The 22,751-nt window shown below is 60.0% G+C and carries 18 protein-coding genes; 4 read left to right on the forward strand and 14 right to left on the reverse strand.

Going from position 1 to position 22,751, the window contains the following annotated elements; all coding sequences use genetic code 11:
• Window positions 1–20 precede the first annotated feature (20 nt).
• Together QP994_RS03490 and QP994_RS03495 are read left to right on the forward strand one after the other, a co-directional pair.
• Complete coding sequence (locus tag QP994_RS03490) at window positions 21–1,043, forward strand: glutamate ABC transporter substrate-binding protein (RefSeq protein WP_502870001.1); 1,023 nt, start codon at window positions 21–23, stop codon at window positions 1,041–1,043.
• Complete coding sequence (locus tag QP994_RS03495; RefSeq protein ID WP_284865395.1) at window positions 1,036–3,651, forward strand: serine/threonine protein kinase; 2,616 nt, start codon at window positions 1,036–1,038, stop codon at window positions 3,649–3,651. The genes QP994_RS03490 and QP994_RS03495 overlap by 8 nt, the downstream gene beginning before the upstream one ends.
• 92 nt (window positions 3,652–3,743) lie before the next feature.
• Here the strand turns inward: QP994_RS03495 and QP994_RS03500 are convergent, their stop codons facing one another.
• Both QP994_RS03500 and pta read right to left on the reverse strand, forming a co-directional pair.
• Window positions 3,744–4,937, reverse strand: a complete 1,194-nt coding sequence (locus tag QP994_RS03500) for an acetate kinase (RefSeq protein WP_284865396.1) — start codon at window positions 4,935–4,937, stop codon at window positions 3,744–3,746.
• A 2-nt stretch (window positions 4,938–4,939) separates the two neighbouring features.
• A complete protein-coding gene (pta, locus tag QP994_RS03505; RefSeq protein WP_284865397.1) occupies window positions 4,940–6,295 on the reverse strand; it encodes a phosphate acetyltransferase in 1,356 nt (451 codons plus the stop codon).
• Window positions 6,296–6,544: 249 nt separating this feature from the next.
• On the opposite strand from pta, the gene QP994_RS03510 reads away from it, so the two are divergent.
• On the forward strand, window positions 6,545–7,933 hold the full coding sequence (locus tag QP994_RS03510; RefSeq protein WP_284865398.1) for an FAD-dependent oxidoreductase: 1,389 nt from the start codon (window positions 6,545–6,547) through the stop codon (window positions 7,931–7,933).
• A 6-nt stretch (window positions 7,934–7,939) separates the two neighbouring features.
• Here QP994_RS03510 and QP994_RS03515 read toward each other — a convergent pair whose 3' ends face one another.
• The gene (locus QP994_RS03515) at window positions 7,940–9,229 is read right to left on the reverse strand and encodes an adenylosuccinate synthase (RefSeq protein WP_284865399.1); all 1,290 of its coding nucleotides are present in this window, start codon (window positions 9,227–9,229) and stop codon (window positions 7,940–7,942) included.
• Window positions 9,230–9,436: 207 nt separating this feature from the next.
• On the opposite strand from QP994_RS03515, the gene QP994_RS03520 reads away from it, so the two are divergent.
• Entirely contained in the window at window positions 9,437–10,225 is a 789-nt protein-coding gene (locus QP994_RS03520) for a hypothetical protein (protein WP_284865400.1), read from the forward strand.
• Between the two features lie 39 nt (window positions 10,226–10,264).
• On the opposite strand, the gene QP994_RS03525 is transcribed toward QP994_RS03520, so the two are convergent.
• From QP994_RS03525 to clpB, 11 genes are all read right to left on the reverse strand, one after another.
• On the reverse strand, window positions 10,265–11,563 hold the full coding sequence (locus QP994_RS03525; protein ID WP_284865401.1) for an FUSC family protein: 1,299 nt from the start codon (window positions 11,561–11,563) through the stop codon (window positions 10,265–10,267).
• 73 nt (window positions 11,564–11,636) lie between these two features.
• The gene (fbaA, locus tag QP994_RS03530; RefSeq protein WP_284855232.1) at window positions 11,637–12,671 is read right to left on the reverse strand and encodes a class II fructose-bisphosphate aldolase; all 1,035 of its coding nucleotides are present in this window, start codon (window positions 12,669–12,671) and stop codon (window positions 11,637–11,639) included.
• Between the two features lie 30 nt (window positions 12,672–12,701).
• Window positions 12,702–13,952, reverse strand: coding sequence for a glycoside hydrolase family 76 protein (locus tag QP994_RS03535; RefSeq protein WP_284865415.1), 1,251 nt, complete (start codon window positions 13,950–13,952; stop codon window positions 12,702–12,704).
• A 639-nt stretch (window positions 13,953–14,591) separates the two neighbouring features.
• Entirely contained in the window at window positions 14,592–15,251 is a 660-nt protein-coding gene (locus tag QP994_RS03540; protein WP_284865402.1) for a TrmH family RNA methyltransferase, read from the reverse strand.
• Complete coding sequence (gene pyrE / locus QP994_RS03545; protein ID WP_284855234.1) at window positions 15,238–15,792, reverse strand: orotate phosphoribosyltransferase; 555 nt, start codon at window positions 15,790–15,792, stop codon at window positions 15,238–15,240. The genes QP994_RS03540 and pyrE overlap by 14 nt, the downstream gene beginning before the upstream one ends.
• A 38-nt stretch (window positions 15,793–15,830) precedes the next feature.
• Window positions 15,831–16,787: a TtfA family protein gene (locus tag QP994_RS03550; RefSeq protein WP_284865403.1), complete on the reverse strand. Its 957-nt coding sequence runs from the start codon at window positions 16,785–16,787 to the stop codon at window positions 15,831–15,833.
• A gap of 258 nt (window positions 16,788–17,045) precedes the next feature.
• Window positions 17,046–17,879 carry a sulfurtransferase gene (locus tag QP994_RS03555; protein WP_284855236.1) on the reverse strand — a complete coding sequence of 278 codons (834 nt, stop codon included), beginning with the start codon at window positions 17,877–17,879 and terminating at the stop codon, window positions 17,046–17,048.
• Window positions 17,880–17,893: 14 nt separating this feature from the next.
• The gene (locus QP994_RS03560; RefSeq protein ID WP_284865404.1) at window positions 17,894–18,295 is read right to left on the reverse strand and encodes a DUF4265 domain-containing protein; all 402 of its coding nucleotides are present in this window, start codon (window positions 18,293–18,295) and stop codon (window positions 17,894–17,896) included.
• Between the two features lie 10 nt (window positions 18,296–18,305).
• Window positions 18,306–19,256: a DUF3039 domain-containing protein gene (locus QP994_RS03565; protein WP_284865405.1), complete on the reverse strand. Its 951-nt coding sequence runs from the start codon at window positions 19,254–19,256 to the stop codon at window positions 18,306–18,308.
• 112 nt (window positions 19,257–19,368) lie between these two features.
• Window positions 19,369–19,764, reverse strand: a complete 396-nt coding sequence (locus QP994_RS03570; protein ID WP_284865406.1) for a helix-turn-helix domain-containing protein — start codon at window positions 19,762–19,764, stop codon at window positions 19,369–19,371.
• A gap of 81 nt (window positions 19,765–19,845) precedes the next feature.
• On the reverse strand, window positions 19,846–22,404 hold the full coding sequence (clpB, locus tag QP994_RS03575) for an ATP-dependent chaperone ClpB (RefSeq protein ID WP_284865407.1): 2,559 nt from the start codon (window positions 22,402–22,404) through the stop codon (window positions 19,846–19,848).
• Between the last annotated feature and the right edge of the window lie 347 nt (window positions 22,405–22,751).

A 22,751-nucleotide genomic window follows, 5' to 3' on the forward strand; every position in this document is an offset into this window, starting at 1 on the left:
AAGAGACGAGTCCGCTGGGGATGCGTGTGCGGAAGGCGGGGGTTAAAACCAGGACCCTAGTCAAAGGGGCTGCCGTACTATCAATCGTGGCGGGAACCTTAGCTGGCTGCTCTGTCACCCCTGTACAACCCCTGCAGCCGGGATACGGGGAGGAGCAGGAACCGTCGGCGTTGCAGGACCTTCCACTGCCGGCGGGCGCCGTGGTAGACCCACCGGGACACGCGCCGGAAACCGAGGTAGAGCCCTATAACTGGCCTGGATCTTTGCGCCCAGACCGGGAGTCCCCGGAGAAGCGGGTGCCGGATATTTTTAAACGTGGCCGCCTCATTGTGGGTGTGGATCAGTCCCAATATTTGCTCAGTTTCCGCGATAACGCGACGGGTGAGCTCAAAGGTTTTGAGGTGGATTTAGCCCGGGAGATCTCGAGGGACATTTTCGGGTCTCCCGATAGGGTTGATTTCCGCTTTGTGGATTCCTCGATGCGCACGGAATCTTTGGTCGCGGGGCAGGTGGACATTGTGATTAGGACGATGTCCATTACCAAGGAGCGATCGGAAGCGGTGGATTTTTCGGCGCCGTACCTGGATTCGTCGGTACGCATGCTCGTGCCAACGAGCTCTCACATTGATGGGGCAGATGACCTGACTAATGAGCGCATTTGCGTCGCCGCGGGGTCCAACATTGTGGATATTGCGCGCTCGAACTTTCCGCATCAGGAGCTGCTGCGCACGCGTACGTGGACGGATTGTCTGATGGCGTTGCAGCAGTATCAGGCGGGGCTGCTGGTTGGCGATGAGACAATTCTGGCGGGATTTGCCGCGCAGGACCCGCTAACCACGGTGGCTGGCGAGCCTTTTGCCGAGCAGCGTTACGCGGTGGGTATCCCGAAGGGGTATGACGGGCTGACTCGCCAGGTGAATTACACCCTTAACCGCATACGCACGGATGGGACGTGGGATGCAATGTTCAACCGGTGGCTTGGCAGGCACATTGCGCCACGCACCGCGCCGCAGCCCGTCTACCGGGAGGAGACCAATGACTAAGGACAAACTCACCCAGGACGACCCGGACGCAACCGACGGCACGTGGGTCCCCGACCGGGATATTGACCAGGCCACTGAGCACCTGCGCAACGAGCCAGCGCGCACAGATACGACTGAGAGCACTCCCGACGAGGCAGAGCACACCGAGGCTGTCCTATTCGATCCCTTCGCGGACGAAAAGGAGGAAGACGAAGCGTTCGACGCGGACACGCTGTATGAGGGCACCGGTGAAATAGCCAACCTCCTCAAAGACTTGGATGCGTTGAGGGATTCCCCAGAGGCAACGCAAGCGACGCAGGCGACTCCACCTGAGTTCACCGAATTCACGGAACACACCACCCAGGGCACAGTGACCGGTGCAGGCAGCACCACGAGCGCCGGAACGCTAGCGGGGTTAACGCCGCAGCAGATTGCGGAGTTGCAGGCGAGTACGTCGGAACGCTCTAGGCGCGAGGCTTTGGAGAAGTTCAAGGAGCTGCGCGGGGCACAACGCCAAGCCCGTTCGGTGGCCGACGGCATGGTGGAGTTGCCGTGGATTGCGCCGTCGGAGCCGAAGGAGGCGCTGCGGGATCCCACGGAAGCGGTGGTGAACAAGGGCATTCCGGCTCCGCAGCTGCAGCAGGGCGACGTGGTTGCTGGGCAGTATGAGATCCAGGGTGTCATCGCACATGGCGGCATGGGCTGGATTTACCTGGCGCAGGACCACTATGTGGCGGGGCGCGTCGTGGTGCTGAAGGGCCTGCAGTCGGAGAAGAGCGAAGACGAGACGAACGCGGCGGCTGCAGAGCGGGAGTTTTTGGCGGATATTACGCACCCCGGGATAGTGAAGATCTTCAACTTCATTGATGATCCGCGGGTGGCGGGTGGCTTTATTGTGATGGAGTTTGTGGGTGGGCCGTCGCTACGCGAGCGTCGTAACGCGCAGCGCAACCACCTGCTCCCGATTGACCTGGCCATCGCGTACATCCTGGAGGTTCTTCCAGCGCTGGGCTATCTGCACAGCCGCGGGGTGGTGTACAACGATCTGAAACCGGACAACATCATTGTCACCGAGGACCAGGTGAAGCTCATTGACCTAGGCGCGGTCAGCGGTATTGGGGCGTATGGCTACATCTATGGAACAAAGGGGTACCAGGCGCCGGAGGTGGCGCGGGAGGGGCCGTCCATAGCCAGTGATATTTACACGGTGGGCCGTACGCTGGCTGCGCTCATCCTGGATTTACCCAAAGTCGATGGCGTGTTTACGCATGAGCTGCCTACGCCGAGTACGTCGAAAACGTTGCGCCGCTACATCTCCCTGTATCGCCTACTCGCGCGGTGCTGCGACCCGGATCCGACGCAGCGTTTCCAGTCCGTGGATGAGCTGGAGGTGCAGCTGCTCGGCGTGTTGCGCGAGGTCATTGCTATTCGCGATGGGATTGCTCACCCGTCGCAACACTCGCTGTTTTCGCCGCAACGTACCACGTTTGGCACGAAGCACCTGGTGTTCCGGACGGATCAGCTTATTGATGGCATCGATCGCACCGTCGAAATCACCCCCTCCGAGGTGCTCTCCGCCCTGCCCACACCGCTGATTGACCGTTCCGATGTGGGCGCCGGTCTGCTCTCCGGTACCTCCTATGCGGAACCACAGGAGGCCCTGGAATCCCTGCGCCAGGCGATGCAGACTCCTGAGTATGAGCATTCCGCGGAGATCCCCTTCGGCGTTGTGCGCGCGATGTTGGACTTAGGCCTGACAGCGCAGGCACGTCACTGGCTCAGCCAATTCGATGACCGCCTGCGCAACAACTGGCGTTTCCACTGGTACCGCGCGCTCACGGAGCTCTCTCGCGGCGATTTCGTGGCAGCTCAGGAAGATTTCGCGCAGGTGCTAAGCATTGTGCCGGGTGAGGCCGCCCCGAAACTCGCGCTCGCTGCGGTGGATGAGCTCATGCTGCAAGAAAGTGGGCACCAGCAGGAAGAGCTTATCGACGACACCCTTCCCCGCCACCTCGCCTCCATCCGCACCGATCTTGGCGAGCTGCCCAATTCCTACTTCCGTCGCCTCGAGAAAGATGGGGTGCTCACCCCAGAGTGGAGCCACGTCTCCCTCAACCCGCAAACGCTGCGGATGAATGCCATGCGCCTCTATGCCTTGGTGTGGGCAGCGAATTCCACCACGGTGTCTTCTGCATTCGGTTTAGCCCGCCAGCTCATGTTTGAACGGGAAGTGGAAATGGCGGTAGCTGCCCTGGACAAGGTGCCACAGCAGTCCCGCCATCACCGAATGGCTAAACTCACCAGCATTTTGTACCTGGTGGGGGACACGTTGACGGAATCCCGTATCCGCCGCGCTGCGCGCCGACTGGAGGAGATCCCCACGAACGAGCCACGCCTGTTGCAGATCAAGATCGCAGTGCTGCGCGCGGGACTGACCTACCTCATGGACAACAACGTAGAGTCCGCGAGCTCCAAAACGCAGCTTTTCGAGTTCGCCTTCACCGTGAAAGGGCTCCGTCGCGGACTCGCCATCACCTTGCGGCAACAGGCCCGCCGCGCGCCCTTTGCCAAGCACCGGTACGCCCTGGTGGACACGGCGAACAAGGTGCGCCCTGCTACGTGGTTCTAGTTGCCTGGAGGCAGCTAAAACCACGTAGCAGGAAGAGGGATAGAAGACGAGAAGACAGCCCCCTAGTTGTAGTTGCCGAAAGGCAGCTACAACTAACCCGCGATTGCCGCGGACTTCTGTGCGATGGCCAGCTCCTCATTCGTCGGCACAACCAGCACCTTGGTTGCCGAATCATCGGTGGAAATGATGCGGGCGCCAGAACCTTCCTCGTTCTTGGCCGGGTCCAGCTTGATGCCAAAGCCTTCGAGATTGGCCAGCGCATCGGCGCGGACCTGCGCGGCGTTTTCGCCAACGCCGGCGGTGAAGGTGATTGCGTCGACTCGCCCGAGGCCAATCATGTATGCACCGATGTAGCGGCGGAGGCGGTGGACGTAGACGTCATAGGCGAGCTTGGCCTTCGCGTCACCATCAGCGATGCGGGCGTTGATCTCGCGGAAGTCGTTGACACCAGCCAGGCCCTTGAGGCCGGAGCGACGGTTGAGCAGGTCATCGATGTCATCAATGCTCATGCCGGCGGTGCGGTAAAGGTGGAAGATCACACCCGGATCAATATCGCCGGAACGGGTGCCCATGACCAGGCCCTCCAGCGGGGTCAGGCCCATCGAGGTGTCCACCGGCTTGCCACCCTGGACGGCGGAGACGGAGGCACCGTTACCGATGTGGAGGACAATCTGGTTGGTCTCCTCCTCCGACTTACCAATCAGGCCAGGCACCTGGGAGGATACGAACTCGTGGGATGTGCCGTGGAAGCCATAGCGGCGAATCTGGTGTTCGCGCGCCAAATCATCATCAATCGCGTAGTGCGCAGCACCGTCCGGCAGGTCACCGAAGAAGCCGGTATCAAACACAGCCACGTGCGGAATGTCCGGCAGGAGCGCGCGGGCCACATCAATACCGTCGATATTCGCCGGGTTGTGCAACGGAGCGAGCGGGATGAGTTCGCGGATCTGGTCAACCACCGAGTCGTCAATAAGCACTGGTTCGCCGAACGTCTGGCCGCCGTGCACGACACGGTGACCTACGGCGATGATGTGCATCTGCGTCGGGCCAACGCCGTTAGCGTCCAACATCGCGATGGCCAGCTGCAGACCACCGCGGTGGTCACGGATCGGCATGGTGGAGCCGACCTCGCGGCCTTCAATCTTGATGCGGATGTTGCCGGTTGGCTCACCGATCTGCTCCACCAGGCCGGACACGAACGGGGTGTCCGATGCGGATGCGGCGGGGTCCACAATCTGGAATTTGATCGAGGAGGAACCGGAGTTGAGAACGAGGACGTAAGACATGTTTATGCTCCTTGTGCCTGGATAGCAGTAATAGCCACCGTGTTAACAATGTCGGGGACCGTCGCACCACGCGACAGGTCATTGACGGGTTTGTTCAGACCCTGCAGGATCGGCCCCACAGCCAGCGCATCGGCCGTGCGCTGGGCGATCTTGTAGCCGGCATTGCCTGCCTCAAGGTCGGGGAAGATGAACACATTTGCTTCGCCGGCCACCGGGGAATCCGGGGCCTTCTTCTTGCCCACACCCGGGTCGCACGCCGCATCAAACTGCAGCGGGCCATCGACGGCGAGTTCTGGGTCCAGCTCGTGCGCCTTCGCCGTCGCCTCCACAGAGCGGTCCACGTCCGGGCCTGAGCCGGAGGTGCCGGTGGAGTAAGACAAGATGGCCACCTTCGGGTCGATGCCGAACTGGGCGGCGGTCTTCGCGGACACGACGGCGATCTCACCGATCTGATCTGCCGTCGGGTTCGGGTTCACCGCACAGTCACCGAAAGCCCACAGGCGACCACGCATGACCATGAGGAAGATAGAGGACACAACGGAAGCGCCCGGGACCGTCTTGATGATCTGGAAGGACGGCTTAATCGTGTGTGCCGTCGTGTTCGCCGCACCGGACACCATTCCGTCAGCCAGGCCCTTGTGCACCATCATGGTGGCGAAGTAGGAGATGTCCTTCATGGTCTCCCGTGCCTCATCCAGCGTGATGCCCTTGGATTTACGCAGCTCCGCGAAGTCCGCGGCGAACTCCTCCAGCAGCTCGGAGTTCAGGTGATCAATGATGTGGGCCTTGGACAGATTCAGGCCCAGGCTGTCTGCGCGACGCTGAATGTCCTCAGCCACGCCCAAGATGGTGATCTCCGCAACGTCTTGCGCGAGCAGTTGGTGCGCGGCCTGCAGAATGCGGTCATCCTCACCCTCCGGCAGCACGATGTGCTTGCGCTGCTCCTTCGCGCGGGTAAGCAGCCAGTGCTCAAAAACAGCAGCCGACATGACCGGCTCGGTCTCTGTCTCCAGTGCCTTTGTCAGAGTTGCCTTATCGACGTCCTCGACCACACCCGCGATCGTCGCACCGAGCTGCTCAATGCGCACCTTTGCCCGTTCTGCCGCGGCGGGGCAGCCCGCCACAACGAGGAGAGGCAGGCCAAGCGCCGATGCCACGTCAGCGTCAAAGTTGTAATCGCCGGAACCCTGCACCAGCGTGTCGCCCGCCACTAGGTCCGCCGCAACAATCGCCGCGACATCTGCCTCCTGCTCCGCAAGCTGGACAAGGTTCAGGTTGGTCTCCGCCGCGAGTCCCGCAACATCGATGCCGTCAAAATTTCGGCCGACCGTGGTAATCAGGACAGACCTGTTAGCCATGCGTTCCCTTTCAATAAAACAACACAATGCTTATGAGCGCTTATCAACGTTCCCTAGTCTAACTATGTCTCCACCAACACGTTGCCGGTTTACTGTGGGCTTTCTCACTCATCTCACCACAATGGGACCCACATCCCCCCTACCAAACGCACTGCTAGGCCTATTTGTCATGCCCGCTATCATGTCGGATAGATATTTAGGTATTCAGCAATAAAGCAATTGAGCATTTCTAAGGATGTAGCGAAACCAATGACCACGAAGTCCCCTGATTCTCTCCGCGTCGCCGTCGTCGGTTCCGGCCCAGCCGGCATCTACGCCTCTGACCTTTTGGTGAAGTCAGACCTGGCTAAAAACGGCACCCCGGTACGCGTGGACCTGTTTGAGCGCATGCCTGCCCCCTTTGGCCTCATCCGCTACGGCGTGGCGCCGGATCACCCGCGCATCAAGGGCATCATCAAATCCCTGCACAACGTGATGGATAAGCCGGAGATTCGCCTGCTGGGCAACGTGGATGTGGGCAAGGACATCACCGTGGAAGAGCTGCAGGAATACTACGACGCGGTCATCTTCGCCACCGGCGCTGTCGCCGACCGCGACCTGAACGTGCCGGGCGCGGACCTCGATGGCCACTACGGTGCTGGCGAGTTCGTCGGATTCTACGACGGCAACCCCAACTTTGAGCGCAACTGGGACCTCACCGCAGAGAAGGTCGCCATCGTCGGCGTGGGCAACGTGGCCCTGGACATCGCCCGCGTGCTAGCCAAGACCGCGGATGAGCTCAAGGTCACGGAGATCCCCGACAACGTCTACGACAACCTGAATGCCTCAGCCGCCAAGGAAATCCACATCTTCGGCCGCCGCGGCCCCGCCCAGGCGAAGTTCACACCGCTGGAACTCAAAGAACTCGACCACTCCGACACCATCGAAGTCATCGTGGACCCGGAGGACATTGATTATGACGAGGCGTCGGAGCAGGCTCGTCGTGAAGCAAAGAGCGTCGACCTCGTCTGCCAGACCCTCGAAAACTACGCGATGCGCGACCCGAAAGGCGCCCCACACAAGCTCTTCATCCACTTCTTCGAGTCCCCCGTGGAGATTCTTGGCGACGAAAACGGCAAGGTCACCGGTTTTGTCACCGAACGCACCGAACTCGACGGCAAGGGCGGCGTGACGTTGACCGGCAAGACCACCACCTGGGATGTTCAGGCCGTCTACCGTGCCGTGGGCTACCGCTCCGACGCCGTCGAAGGCGTGCCTTTTGACGACCTGCATGCCGTCATCCCCAACGACGAAGGCCACGTGCTCACCGAATTCGGCGGCGACATCATCCCCGGCCTATATGCCACCGGCTGGATCAAACGCGGCCCCATCGGCCTGATTGGCAACACCAAGTCCGACGCCAAGGACACCACCACCATGTTGCTGGATGACTTCACCGCTGGCCGCCTCACCCCCACGAGCCACCGCGATGACCAGGCTATCCTCGACCTGCTCGCCGCCAAGGGCATCAAACCGACAACCTGGGACGGCTGGCACAACCTCGACGCCGCCGAGCGCGCCCTTGGTGAGGCCGAAGGCCGCGAGCGCAAGAAGATCGTTGAGTGGGAGGACATGGTCAACGCATCCCACCCGGAGTAGAGCGCCTTACCTCTCCATGACGTCGTTACGCACGATCGTCTGATCACGGCCGGGACCAACGCCGATGTAGCTGATCGGCGCACCAGACAGTTCCTCAAGGCGAAGGACGTAGTCCTGGGCCTGCTGCGGCAGGTCCTCGAAGGTGCGGCAGCCGGTGATGTCCTCGTCCCACGCCGGCATGGTTTCGTAGATCGGCACGGCGTGGTGGAATTCGGTCTGGGTCAGCGGCATTTCGTCGTGGCGGACACCGTCAACATCGTAGGCAACGCAGATGGGAATCTCCCCGATGCCGGTGAGCACATCAAGCTTGGTCAGGAAGTAGTCAGTGAAGCCGTTGACGCGGGTAGCGTAACGAGCAATCACGGAGTCATACCAGCCACAGCGACGCTTACGGCCGGTGTTCACACCGACCTCACCGCCGGTTTCCTGCAGGTAGTCGCCCCATTTATCAAAGAGTTCCGTGGGGAACGGGCCAGCACCCACGCGAGTGGTGTACGCCTTGATAATGCCCAGGGACGCCGTGATCTTCGTCGGCCCAATACCGGTGCCCACACAGGCACCACCAGCGGTCGGGTTGGAAGACGTGACAAATGGGTAGGTGCCGTGGTCGACGTCCAGCATCGTCGCCTGGCCGCCTTCCATGAGCACGTGCTTGCCTTCGTCGAGAGCCTTGTTCAGCTCAAATTCCGCATCAATCACCATCGGCTTCACGCGGTCGGCGTAGCCCAGGAAGTATTCCACCACCTCATCCGGGTCGATGGCCTTGCGGTTATACATCTTCACCAGCATCTGGTTTTTCACGTCCAGAGCGGATTCGATCTTCTGGCGGAGGATGGATTCGTCGAAAAGATCTTGGACGCGGATACCTACGCGGGCGACCTTGTCCGCATACGTCGGGCCAATGCCGCGGCCGGTGGTGCCGATCGCGCGCTTGCCCAGGAAGCGCTCCTGCACGCGGTCGAGCGTCTGGTGATACGGCGACACAAGGTGCGCATTCGAGCTGATCTTCAGCCGGCTCGCGTTCGCGCCACGGGCCTCCAGCCCATCAATCTCCTCGAACAGCGCCTCCAGGTTCACCACCACGCCATTGCCCAGCACCGGGGTGGCATTCTCGCTGAGCACACCAGCGGGGAGAAGCTTCAGCTCGTATTTCTCGCCCCCCACAACAACCGTGTGACCAGCGTTGTTCCCGCCATTTGGCTTCACCACGTAGTCAACCCGGCCACCAAGAATGTCCGTGGCCTTACCTTTTCCCTCATCGCCCCACTGGGCACCGACGATGATGATGGCCGCCATAGAAACGCTCCCTCATTTACGCTGTGTGTCACAGCTGTCATATGCGTGCTCATTGCGGGATCACGCCCGCAAAAGTCCAGCGTCAGTATACCGCCACCCTGCTGACGGCTTCACAGTGAGCGCCAGAAAGACCTTCCCCCAGCAAGGCTTCCTGGGACACGGGCCTCAATGAACACAGCACTCATCCGCCGATGTAGCGTGACCGCCATGAGGCTTGTTCATTGCGCGTGCGCCACCGGCACCACCATCGACGGTGCCGAAAACCATCAGCTTCCGGCCATTCCCACGCGAAAAGATCTTCGCTTCCTCGATGACATCGCACGCGAGGCCCTGCCCGTCGACCCAACCCCATCGCTGCAGGAGATCGCGGCGTCACCGTCAGTGTCGCATCTTGGCGAGCCCACATTCGCACCCCAACAGCCCAACGAACGCCTACGCATCATCGTGTCCGGCACAGACGCTGCCCTGAGCGCAATCCTCACACGCATGATGCGCGGGGATTATCTATGGGCCGAGATCGCCTATCTCCCCACCGACCCTTCTTCCCCCGCCGCCGTGCTCTGGGGCATCCCCACCGACGCGCAATCGCTCGCACTTACAGGGCCGGTCCGCCCCATCCCCTGCATCCGCAACGACGCTGGTCTTGTCGTCGCCGGATCAGCCACACTCACGCACACAGACGGTAAGCCGTTCTTCGGGGAGGTCGTCGTTGACAATGACGTCCTCATCCGCAGCGACGGCCACACCCGCCTCTACGGCGCACGCCTCGTGCCCACCACCCACGCACCAGGGCTCGCTGCAGCTGTCATCCGCAAACCGCGCTTTCGCAAGCACATGCTTATCGACGCCACCCACACCCCCTCCGGCCGCGCCCTCCAATCCGGCGGCCACGCCATCCAGGTCACCGTGGATGATGTCCCCGCTAAGCGGCCCGTTGAACGCGTCACGTTCTACCGGCACCTGCGCGATATCCAAGTTGTCCGCGGAGATGGGTAAAAGGGCACGGCGCGTTGAAATCCTTCACCGGCACCGGAACTAGTCCGGGCCGGAGTCACTCTCCTCCTCATCATTCGAGCTACCCGCGCTCAACTCTGGCGGGTACGCCGGCGTCTCCGACGTCGGCTTCAACATCGCAACCGCGGACTCCCGGGACCACCCACAGATCTGCAATAGATCAACAATGAGTGACCGCGACTGAGCCAAGATCACCGCGCCGGATAAAGTAGCCTGGCCGGGCTCACCAGTCACGTTCACACCGGAGTGCAGCCCCTTAACCGGCGAGTACGGGCCACGCGGTGGCTGGCAATCCAAGTCGAGGACCTCCAGCCCTGTCTCCGCCGCCAATGACCGCAAACGATTCGTCACCGAAGGCATGCGCTCAGCCAGGCTGGCCTTCGACGTGATCTCAAAAAGCTCCGATAAATCAAGCACAACCGCAGAAAGCTGATCCAAGATCCACAACTGCTTTGGGGAGACAGTGCCCTGGTCCTCCACCAGCACAAGCGCACGACGAGCAAGAACACGGGTACTCCGGACAGCATTGTCCGTAGGCGGCACCGTACGAGAGAGAGACTGGATATACCCGCGCGACCCCCAGAAAAACGGCGACAGCTGGGTAGATTCCCTGCCAGATTTCGTTGCGGTGGAGATCGCATCAATATCAGACTGCGTACCGCGAATCGCCTCCAGCGCCAAGGACAGTTCGGAGGGGTCTTGGTGGGAGATGCCGGTGGAGACGTCGTCAAGCACAGAGCTCAAAATTGAGAGAACCTTGGAAATTTCCTGGCGCGCTGCCGCGAACGGCGCTGAAGGCACAAGCGCAACAACCGCAAGACCGACCGCCGACCCGATAAACGCGTCCACCGCGCGATCGAAGCCCGTCACAGCAGCGTCGGGCGGCATGATCGTAGAAATCAAAATCGAACCAATAGCCACCTGATTGGCCACCAAAATGGATTTGGAGAAGAACGACGCAAACAGCATCGACCCACACACCGCCAACGCAATCTGCCACCCTCCCGGGCCAAGAGGCGCAAACACGAGGTCGCCGACCAACACACCCAGGATGCACCCCAGCGACATATCCAACGCGCGTTTGATCCGCTCACCGCCCGACAAACCGACGATGATGACCACACTGATCGGCGCGAAGAACGGCTGCCCGTGGCCCACCCACTCAAACGCAATGAAATACGCAAGGCCCGCCGCAACCCCGACCTGGAGCGCCGGCAAGAACCGCTGAGCCACACGCTTCAAACGCGCTTCAAGCGAATCCTCCACAGCGGCCATGCGCTCACGCGTAGTCATGCGCACGCGTTTGGTTTGTTTATCCATCAGCACCACATCGGTTCTTCGCAATACAAAAGGCCAGGCCCCAAACAGGCCTGACCTTGACGGTAAACGCTATTTACCGGGAGACAGACTTGCCCACAGATTTCAGATCCTCACACGCCTGGACAACGCGCTCGGACATGGACTGCTCAGCCTTCTTCAGGTAGGAGCGCGGATCGTAGGCCTTCTTGTTGCCCACCTCGCCGTCGATCTTCAGCACGCCGTCGTAGTTCTCAAACATGTGGGAAGCAACCGGGCGGGTGAACGCGTACTGAGTGTCAGTGTCAACGTTCATCTTCACCACACCGTAAGTCAGGGACTCAGCGATCTTCTCCGGCTCAGACCCAGAGCCGCCGTGGAACACGAAGTCAAACGGACGCTCACCAGCGGTCAGACCAAGCTTCTCCGCTGCTGCCTTCTGGCCCATGTCCAGAACCTCCGGGCGCAGCTTCACATTGCCCGGCTTGTACACACCGTGCACGTTGCCGAAGGTTGCTGCCAGCAGGTAGCGGCCCTTCTCACCCGTACCAATTGCGTCGATGGTCTTCTCAAAATCCTCGCGCGTGGTGTAAAGGTTTGCGCCAGCCTTCGCCTCAACGCCGTCCTCTTCACCACCGACAACACCAATCTCAACCTCAAGAATGATGTTCGCCTTACGAGCCTTCTCCAACAGCTCCTGCGCAATCTCCAAATTCTCATCGATCGGGATAGCGGAACCATCCCACATGTGCGACTGGAACAGTGGCAGCTCACCACGGTCCACGCGCTCCTGCGAAATCGCGATCAGCGGGCGCACATAATCATCCAGAACTTCCTTCTGGCAGTGGTCCGTGTGCAGCGCCACGTTGATGTCATACTGCGCCGCAACCTTGTGGGCAAACGCCGCGAGAGCCTCCGCGCCCACAACCTTGTTCTTCACCGACAGACCGGAACCAAATTCAGCGCCACCAGTGGAAAACTGGATGATGCCGTCCGAGCCCGCCTCAGCGAAACCACGCAGCGCAGCGTTAATGGTCTCCGAGGAAGTGCAGTTGATGGCTGGGAAAGCAAAGCCTTCCTTCTTGGCCGTGTCCAGCATTTGGTTATAAACCTCAGGGGTTGCAATAGGCATGGAGAGTCCTCTCACTCGAATGCGGTTACGTTATCCAGTATGCCCGCTTTGCGCGACCCGCGCTGCCGCCTCGAGCAACATCCAGCCAGAAAGTTGCACAGAAAGATCGCGTTCCGGAATTTCGGGGCCTTTGCTTATCGACGCCTCCCCGCCCCCATAAATCCTCGGCAACCTCGCCCCCTCGGCCCAGCGCACCGGGAAAACAGGCAATCCGTCCACTTCAAGGCGGTTATTCCACATCGCGGCGGCTGATGCCAAGACCAGCCGTGCTGCCTCTTTCTTTGCTGCCCGTCCAGCCGCCGTCCTATCCGGGAGACGCACAGCCACGTCAGCAAGATAGCGCGCAAGAATCCCCTGAAACAGAGCGCCATCCCCACCCTTATTGGGTGCGCAGTCCCGCTGGTTATCAATCACTCCGACAGGCGTAGCCATGTTTTTAGCCACCGCCCGAACCAAGTCCTGAATCCGCGCAATGTAAAACATCTGCGTATCCCCAGCGTCCTCAGATTTTTCCGCTTCTTGGTTTTCCAGCGCAATGGCAATTTCCAGCGCCGCGCCCAAAACGGTGCCCTGGTTGTAGGAGTAGGTAATGCCTGTCGTCTGTGGCCCGTCCGCGTGAAGACGGATCCCGTCCTGCACGAGCCCGTTATCCGCCATGACGTTGTCAAAGATCCAGCCCATGACCTCGCGAGCTTTATCCAGACGCCCGCTCCTCGCCATCATGATCGCCGCCGGGCCATTCGCCGGGACGTTGAAAAAGTTGTCGTCCGTCCGCCATGGAAGAACCCCGATGACGTTATCCAGACCTGCAAGAATGTTGAATTCGAGTTCCTCCAGCACGCGGAATCGTGTCACCGGTCGACGCCAAAACCGCGCCACCTTGGATATTCCCGGCAGCCGCCACAGGCCTGCCGTTTTCACTGCTGGATCTTCAACACTTGCTTGATCGTCGTGTCCGATCCGCGCCAATGCCAACGCCAGCCATGCTTTGTCGTCGTAGTAACGGTTGCGCGTCAAATCCCCACGGTTACGAATCCGTATTCCCCGTACCGTGCGCACGATGGTGGCACGCCGAGCCTTCGTCGACTGACGACGCTCCGCATCCACCAAACAATCCAAATAATGCGCCTGCCACCAGTAGTGCCAAGTCACAAACGCCTTTTCGCGCGGTGTTGCCGGCCAGGCCACGACTGCCAAGTTTGTTCGCGGCAGTCGCCACAACGGCGAGGCATGACGTTCAGCCACTGCCGCTTCCGCGAGGTCAGCGCGGTACGCCCACATTTCCGCAGGGTCGGAAACGGATGATTTCGTGCGTACCACTTGGCCTCCTTCCCTTGGCATTGTTTTGTTGTGCTCTTATTAGCTCTTTATCTATGTTTTACCCCCTTTTGTTACGGGGAGCCAACCGCATTTTCACCGTTTCCCCTGCGCTTTCCGCGTTCCCATTCCTCCAGCAACCTGGGAAGAAAACAGCGAAGCAACAAACCCCACTCCCCTCCTAACGAAAGGCACAGATACAAGAGCACATCCCTAAGAGCACCGATACAAGAGCACATATATAGCTGAAATGATATGCGGACAAATCTGTCCATCGGTCCATCAAGAAGGTCACAACCTGCATAAACGCGAGACTTTCAACCGGACACATACTGCGTCCGCTTCTCTAGCCTTCATTAAGGCCGGTCAGCGCCCCACCGGCCCTCAAACGGACACCTATGTCCGCATCGCTTTTCACGCATACATCCACGCCCTCATTGCACGCATCGCGTTGCACGCATCGCATCACACGCATCGCATCACACGCATCGCATCACACGCATCGCATTACACCAACGCAGAGATCGCCCACACTGCGCGAAGCCTCGCGAAAGCCGCGCGAAAGCCTCGCGTGAGCCTGGTGTGGTGGTGAGTGGGTGGGGCCTACCAGGCGTCATCAAGATTGGCGTGCTGGCGCACCCAGGTGTGCATCGCAATACCTGCGGCGACCCCCGCATTGATGGAACGGGTGGAGCCAAACTGGGCAATCGAGCAGGTCATCAGCGCGGATTCTTGCGCCTCGGGGGTCACGCCGGGGCCTTCTTGGCCGAAAAGGAGCACGCAATTTCGTGGGATATCAGCGGTTTCGAGTGGGACTGAGCCGGGGGTGTTGTCAATCGCGATCACGGCGAGGTCTCGTTCGGCAGCCCAAGCCATCAAATCAGCAACGGTGTCATGGTGAATGATGTGCTGGTAACGGTCCGTCACCATCGCACCGCGACGATTCCAACGACGGCGCCCCACGATATGCACTGCCTCCGCCAAAAATGCGTTCGCGGTGCGGACGACGGTGCCGATGTTCATGTCGTTCTCAAAGTTCTCAATCGCGACGTGAAACGGGTGGCGACGCTGGTCTAGATCAGCCCGGATAGCCTCCATTGACCAGTAACGGTACTGGTCAACAACGTTGCGGGTGTCGCCGTGCTCCAAGAACTGAGGGTCGAAACGCGAGTCCGTGGGCCACTCACCCTCCCACGGCCCAACACCATGGCGGCCCTCATTCCACTCCGTTGGCCCCTTGTCCGTTGGATTAGGCGAGGCCAAGATCGTTCAAACCAAGCAGATAGCGGTACTCCAAACCTGCATCCAGGAGCACTTTGTCAGCGCCAGTCGCACGATCCACGACCGTGGCCACAGCAACGACCTCTGCACCCTCCGCACGACAGGCCTCAACAGCGGTGAGCGGTGAATTACCGGTGGTTGTGGTGTCCTCCACAACCAGAACACGCTTGCCCTGAATCGATGGTCCCTCAATTCGGCGCTGCATCCCGTGCTTCTTCGCCTCCTTACGCACTACGAAGCTGTCGATCGGGCGACCATCTGCGTGCATCACGGCGGTGGCCACTGGGTCCGCACCCAAGGTCAGTCCACCGACTGCATCAAAGTCCAGATCAGAGGTCATTTCACGCACGAGGGAACCAATGAGGCGGCTCGCCTCATGGTGCAGCGTGGCACGGCGAAGATCAACGTAGTAATCGGCTTCTTTACCGGAGCTCAAAGTCACTCGGCCATGAACGACAGCGAGCTCCCCAACGAGCTCTGCGAGGCGGGCCTTGGCGGCGGCGTCAATAGATGTGGCACTCATGCCTCCAAGGTTAGCCACCCCGGGTGAGCCATTACGGGTTAGTCCCCGAAAATAGACGGCGGATCAAGTTTGCGGGCAACCCGGGTCCCGTCGTTTGGCTGGGGCTCTTCTTGGCCGGTTCCGATGGCGTTGACCTCGTCAGACCCCACTTCATGGTCCGCGACGTCTCCCTTCACACTGCCGGTCATCCGAGTTGGCATTTCCAGGGGCTCCTCGGGGCGTGCGATGGGGGGATGGGAGGGGTGGGAAGGGGTGGGGTGAGAGGGGTCGTCGATAAGCATGGGCTTGCCCATCTCACGCGACGTGCCCTCAAGTTGCAGGCGTGGCCACGTTTCGGGTGGGAGCGTGCGCGCGGCGTCCGCGAGGAGGGCGAGTGGCGCGAATACTGTGTCCCAATCCGTGGCCTCGATGCATTCTGCGAGGACCCACTCCGATTCGAAACAGACGGCACCGATCTGAGGCGGCAGCTGCTCAAGCGCCGTGTGAACGCGGATCTCCAGCATGCGTTCTGCTGGACCTTCCTCCGAAGCGAAGACGGCGAAGCCTTCAATGTGGGCAACCTCGACGAGGTCATCGGAGAGCTGCTGCGTCAACGGGAGGCGGCGCATATCCACAACAACGTCGCTGGTCATGCCTGTTCCCATACCAATGACGGTTGTACCTGCGATGTCCGCAATCCGGGTTTCGTGGCCGAACTTCGTGCCTGTGAGGACGTCTTTGATGGGAGCGCCGCTGGCCGCTGCGCCGCGGGTCCATTCGTCCTGCAGGAACTCATCTTCGGCTGTGTAGGTAAAACCGTTGGTGGTGGCCCAGTCCCGGCGGGCACGACGCGAAAGCTTGTGGAACTTATTGGGTTTACGGGTGGCCTTAGGCGCAGGCTTAGCGGGTTTGGTTGTGGCAGGCGCCTTGTCCGCTTTGTCCTGGGAATCCGCGCGCCACAAAACGGTCGCCCCGACCAGGGCGAGCGCGGAAAGCGTTAGCAATAGAAAACCCATCGGTTAGCACTGTAACGGGCGGGATGGACATTCCCGGGTAGGCGCGGGCGTGTGGTTGGGGTTGGAGCCGAGCCTGATTGAGGTGGCGGTGTGTGGAATTTTACATTGTCTCGGTAACTATCTGACAGCAGAAATCCGTGGCCTGCGGGTTTATTTCTGTCCCGAATGGCCGATGTAACTTTCTACACAGCCCGAGAGGTGGGACCGAAATGGCAGGAGCCAATGAAGCTCGTAGGCCAGGGCCAGGTCACAGGGCCTTTAGATCTCGCGCGATACTGGGTTGGTCACGTCCGCGGCCCACTGGGACCAGCCACCGATGTAGTGAGTGAGCATCGGCAACCCTGCATGCACTGCGGCGGCGAGCAATTTCGCGGAGTGGTTGCCGGAACCGGAATAGACAACGGCTGAAGCAGGATCGGTGGTGTGAGTAACACCGAGCTGGGCGAAACGTTCCAGAATTTCATCCGAGTCTTTGACCATGTCATCACCGTCAAAAAGGTCCTGGACTGGCAGGTTCCGCGCCCCCGGGATGTGGCCAGCTTTCTTGTCTAAGCGTTCTTTGATGCCGCGGTAGCGGTTGGGCTGGCGTGCGTCGATAAGCAGGCTCTTGTAATCGTGCACATCGTCGATCGTGGGGGCCTGGCCGCGCCGCGCGACAAGCTCCGAATGGACGTTGACGGGGCCCGGGCCAGCAACTGTGTCGTACCCAAGGGCTTCCCACGCGGCGAACCCACCGTCGAGGATGCGCACGTTTTCAACGCCCGCCCAGCGCAGAGTCCACCACACGCGGGCAGCGAAAACGCCATGGCCAACGTCATACACAATGACGGGGCGGTCCTCCGCGATGCCCCAGAAGCGGAACGTCTCACTCAACCGAGTCAGCGACGGCAGCGGATTGCGGCCGACCTGCGCAGTGGGTGTGCCCACGAGGTGCAGCGACATGTCACAAAACTGGGCGGTGGGGATGTGCGCAGCGTGAAACGTGGACCGTGCCTGGCCCGCGCGCGCATCCCACAGCGCGGCCAACAGCGTGAGCTTTTCGCCGGTGCGGATCAGTTCGCGCAGCTCTTCGGAGGAAACGTAGACGCTCATGGCGCCCACACTACCTACGCAAGCGAGATGATGCCCTGCGTTTCAAGGCCTTCAAGCCATTCGCGGATCCCATCCTTCGGGGCATCGGGGCCGAGGGAGGCGCCGAGCATCCCGCCGGGGCCGAGCTCCACGCGGCAGCCGAAAGCCAAGAGGGTCTCCGCAATATCATTCGGGCCGGGCCGCTGCACCAAGATCCGGACAGTTTCTGCACCACCCTTCACCACCACCTGGTTGATGTGCAGGCGGCCGCCGACGTGGACACATTCGACGATGTCACCCACATTGATGCTCGTATCCAAAAACGGCACCGAGGCCACCACGAAGTGGCCGCCACCAAGATCGTGGGCGGCCAACTCCTCGTTCTCCACGCCGGGCAGCAGGGTGCGGGCGTAGATGGTGGTCAGTGGTTGATGCATGGGGATGAGTCTAAGCCAGTTCACCATAAAGCCGAGAACACTCTGGGCACACAGGCAAATTGGCATGATCCCTCGATGGAACAAAACTCACGCCACAAAGTGATCTCACTGCCTTGCCATCAATTGTTTTGAAAGCAAGATGCTCGTGATGAGCGTAATGGCTCTCCTGGCCTGGCTCTGGGTAGGACAGCTCTCCCCTATCTATGAGCTGCTCTAGCTCAGCGACGCGTTGGGTCCAAGCACCAGGTTCACCGATGTTCGCAAAAACGAGACCAGTTGTATCCCAGCCTTGAACGGGTGGAGCGATCGAACATAGAACACGAACAATGAGGTCCCACAGGTGGGCATGTCCTGCAAATTGAGGTGCTGGATGGACTTCCACGACGATGTCATCCGAATCAACGCCGTCACCACGATGCTGCTCGACCGTTAGCTCTACTTCCGCCAGTTTCTGGCCGACGATGGGCAACACCACCTCGAAACTCCCACTCCCCCCTTGGTGGATTGCTTTGAGGAGAACGAATACTTCCTTTTGAATATACAAAAACCAGTCGGTTTTCAGGCGAGCAGCTGTCTCTAACTTGAGCAATCGGACATCTTTTTCCGTCGGAAGCCAGCTTTCACAACCATCCGTAATATTTTGTCGTTCTACCTGCTTGTAGAAATCATGAAAATCTTCATGGTTCCCTTTAGCCAGACCGGCGGCTACGAGCCAGCACACACCCGTATCTTGATCTACCCATACGGCGCCACGCCACTGTGAAGTCTTGATCTCCAGCAAAACCTTTTCCGTGGCGGAGGCAATGCGCATTTCAAATTGATCTTCGGCTTCATTCTCACTGAAGCATTCACTAGCGCGTCGAATGATGGGATGCGGTAACTCGCTCAGGGGATGCAAAGCATCAAGACGTCCCTCCTCCAATGCTCGCTTCGGAGCTGGATCCTCCCATGCGGAATTCAAGTCCTCTCCGAGAACTCTCAAGGTGGGCCGAGCCCGTCGGTTGTGCATACCTTTATGATGCCAAACAGCCCGCACCGATCTAAATGCGGGCTGTTGAAGGAAAACCCTTCAGTTAGAGGAGGTCTGCCAGGGACTCATTCGAAACCGTAGTGGTTTCGCGGTGGTGCGCGAAACGCTCAGCGAGCTCGAGCTGAGCGGCATGGCGCTTCTCATTGAAGGCCACGAGGTCACTGACGAGAATACGGCGGTGGGTGCCAACCTTGCGGAAGGGAATCTCACCACGATCGAGGAGTTTGCATAGGTGCGTGCGACTCATCTTGAGGCGCTCTGCCGCCTCATTCGGGGTGAGCTCCTCATCCTTGTGCAGCAGGTAAATAGTTTCACCGCTGCGCACATAGTCTGCGATCTCCCGGATGAACCCCTTGGCCTGCGGCGACAGGCTGGAGGCGACCTCTTCGAGCTTCTCCACATCGGCAGGAGTGAATTCTGTCGGATCGAGTGTCTTCATTGAGGCAACCATCCTTTCTGCCACAAACCCATCAAGCAACTGGCTTAACTAACTTAACTGTCATAACTGCCACGCGTCAAGTTAATCCCCAGCGCTACCTTCGATCACCAGGGTGTCTCCACCCGGCGCGGCGTCGACATGCACGGTGTCGCCGTCGCGGATCTCGCCGGCCAGGACCTTCTTAGCTAGCTTGTCGCCAATTTCCTTCTGGATCAGGCGACGCAACGGACGGGCACCATAAGCCGGGTCGTAACCACGGTCCGCGAGCCACTGTTTCGCAGCATCGGTGACATCCAGCACCAAGCGACGCTCCGCCAAGCGACGAGCAAGCCCGCCCAGCTGAATATCCACGATGCCCACCAGCTGCTCCTGGGTCAGCGGGTCGAAGACCACCACGTCATCGAGACGGTTGATGAACTCGGGTTTGAACGCCCGCTTCACCGCCTCCATGATCTCCTCATGCGTGCCACCCGCGCCGAGGTTCGACGTCAGGATGATCACGGTGTTGCGGAAGTCCACGGTCCGCCCCTGCCCATCTGTCAGGCGACCTTCGTCGAGGACCTGCAGCAGGACGTCGAAGACGTCGGGGTGGGCTTTCTCGACTTCGTCGAAAAGCACGAGGCTGTACGGGCGCCTACGAACGGCCTCCGTGAGCTGACCGCCCGCGTCGTAGCCGACGTATCCCGGAGGCGCACCGACCAGGCGCGCGACGGAATGTTTCTCGCCGTACTCCGACATATCAATCCGCACCATCGCGGACTCATCATCGAAGAGGAACTCCGCCAGCGACTTCGCCAGCTCCGTCTTACCCACACCCGTCGGGCCGAGGAAGAGGAACGAACCAATCGGTCGATTCGGATCCGCAATGCCCGCGCGCGAACGCCGCACCGCATCCGACACAGCCTCCACCGCCGCACGCTGACCAACCACACGGCCAGCCAGAACATCCTCCATACGCAGGAGTTTCTCGGTCTCGCCCTCCATCATCTTGCCCGCAGGGATGCCAGTCCAGCTCGACACAACATCAGCGATCACATCAGGAGTCACCTCCTCACTCAGCATCGTTTTCACGCTTGTCGACGCCTCCGCTTCCCTCAACTCCCCCTCCAGCTCCGGAATCCGCCCGTAGCGCAACTCCGAAACCTTCGCGAAATCACCATCACGCTCGGCAATCTCGGACTGGTTACGCAGATCCTCCAGCTCCTCCTTCAGGCGCTGGACCTTATCAATCTCGCCCTTCTCATTCTCCCAACGAGCCTTCAACTCGCCGAGCTTCTCACGCTGATCCGCCAGCTCTTGGCGCAGCATAGCCAGACGGTCCTGGGAAGCAGCGTCCGACTCCTTCGACAGCGCGATCTCCTCGATCTCAAGCCGGCGCACGATGCGCTCCAGCTCGTCGATCTCCTGCGGCGAAGAATCAATCTCCATCCGCAGACGCGAACCAGCCTCGTCGACGAGGTCAATCGCCTTGTCCGGCAGGAAACGGTTGGTGATGTAGCGGTCCGACAGCGTTGCTGCCGCCACCAATGCCGAGTCCTGGATGCGGACACCGTGGTGGACCTCGTAGCGCTCCTTCAGGCCACGGAGGATACCGATAGTGTCTTCCACCGTCGGCTCACCCACGTACACCTGCTGGAAACGACGCTCCAAAGCCGCATCCTTCTCGATGTACTTGCGGTACTCATCCAGCGTCGTCGCACCGACCAGGCGAAGCTCACCACGGGCAAGCAGCGGCTTGATCATGTTGCCCGCGTCCATCGAACCTTCACCGGAAGCGCCAGCACCGACGATCGTGTGCAGCTCATCAATGAACGTGATGATCTCGCCGTCAGCCCGCTTAATCTCATCGAGCACAGCCTTCAGCCGCTCCTCAAATTCGCCGCGGTACTTCGCACCAGCGACCATGGAGCCCAGATCAAGGCTGATCAGTGTCTTACCCTTGAGAGATTCAGGCACGTCACCAGCCACGATACGGCGAGCAAGCCCCTCCACGATGGCGGTCTTACCCACACCGGGTTCACCGATCAGAACCGGGTTGTTCTTCGTGCGGCGCGACAGCACCTGAACAACACGCCGAATCTCACTGTCACGGCCAATAACCGGGTCGATCTTTCCTTCCCGGGCTCGCGCCGTCAGATCCGTGGAGTACTTCTCCAGCGCCTGGAATTGATCCTCAGGGTCCTGCGAGGTCACCTTCTGGTGCCCGCGCACCGACGGGAAAGCTGCCTTAATCGTGTCGTAGGTAGCACCACGCTTCTTCAGCAGCTCAGCAGCTTCTTCCGAACCGCGCGCGATGGCAGCCAGAAGCACCTCGGTGGAAACGTATTCATCACCGAGTTCGCCCGCTAACTCCTGCGCCGCGTTGAGCGCGTTAAGACTATCCCGGTTAAACGTAGGGTTGGCCATGTTCTGACCTTCAGCCTTGGGGTAACCATCGACGATCTCAGCGGCCTCTTGTGCTACCGTCTCCGAATCAACTCCGGTCGCCTTCAGTACCGGTGCCGCGATGCCATCTTCCTGCGTCAAGATTGCATGCAGCAGGTGCGCCGGACGAATGTCCGGGTTCCCCTTTGCGGAGGCTGACTGGAGCGCATCCTGCAGCGCCTGTTGCGTTTTCGTAGTGGGATTAAATGAGCTCATTGAAGTGCTCCTTTCATGTTTTCTGTAGTTCTAAATTAATTGGTCACTCAGTACAACGCCTTAAAACTTGAGTCTGTTCCACTCAACCTAAAAATTCTTTTCCCACGCACATATATGGGTGAATTGGGATGAGGACAAATTTGTCCGCTTTTCGACGCTCACCTCCGCCACCAGCAACATTTCCCTCATTCGATGCGGACGCTGTCGATTCGGGGTAGTTGGTACCGTGAGTCCGCGTAGTTGGTACCGGTGTTCCACGTACCCGGTACTGCAAGGGGTTTTCTTTCATAGTTGATGTTGGCGACACCGCAATCCGGTGGTGTCGCGTCAACATCTACTTGGAAGGA

It is taken from the genome of Corynebacterium sp. MSK044 (assembly GCF_030232825.1).
Classification (GTDB): Bacteria; Actinomycetota; Actinomycetes; order Mycobacteriales; family Mycobacteriaceae; genus Corynebacterium.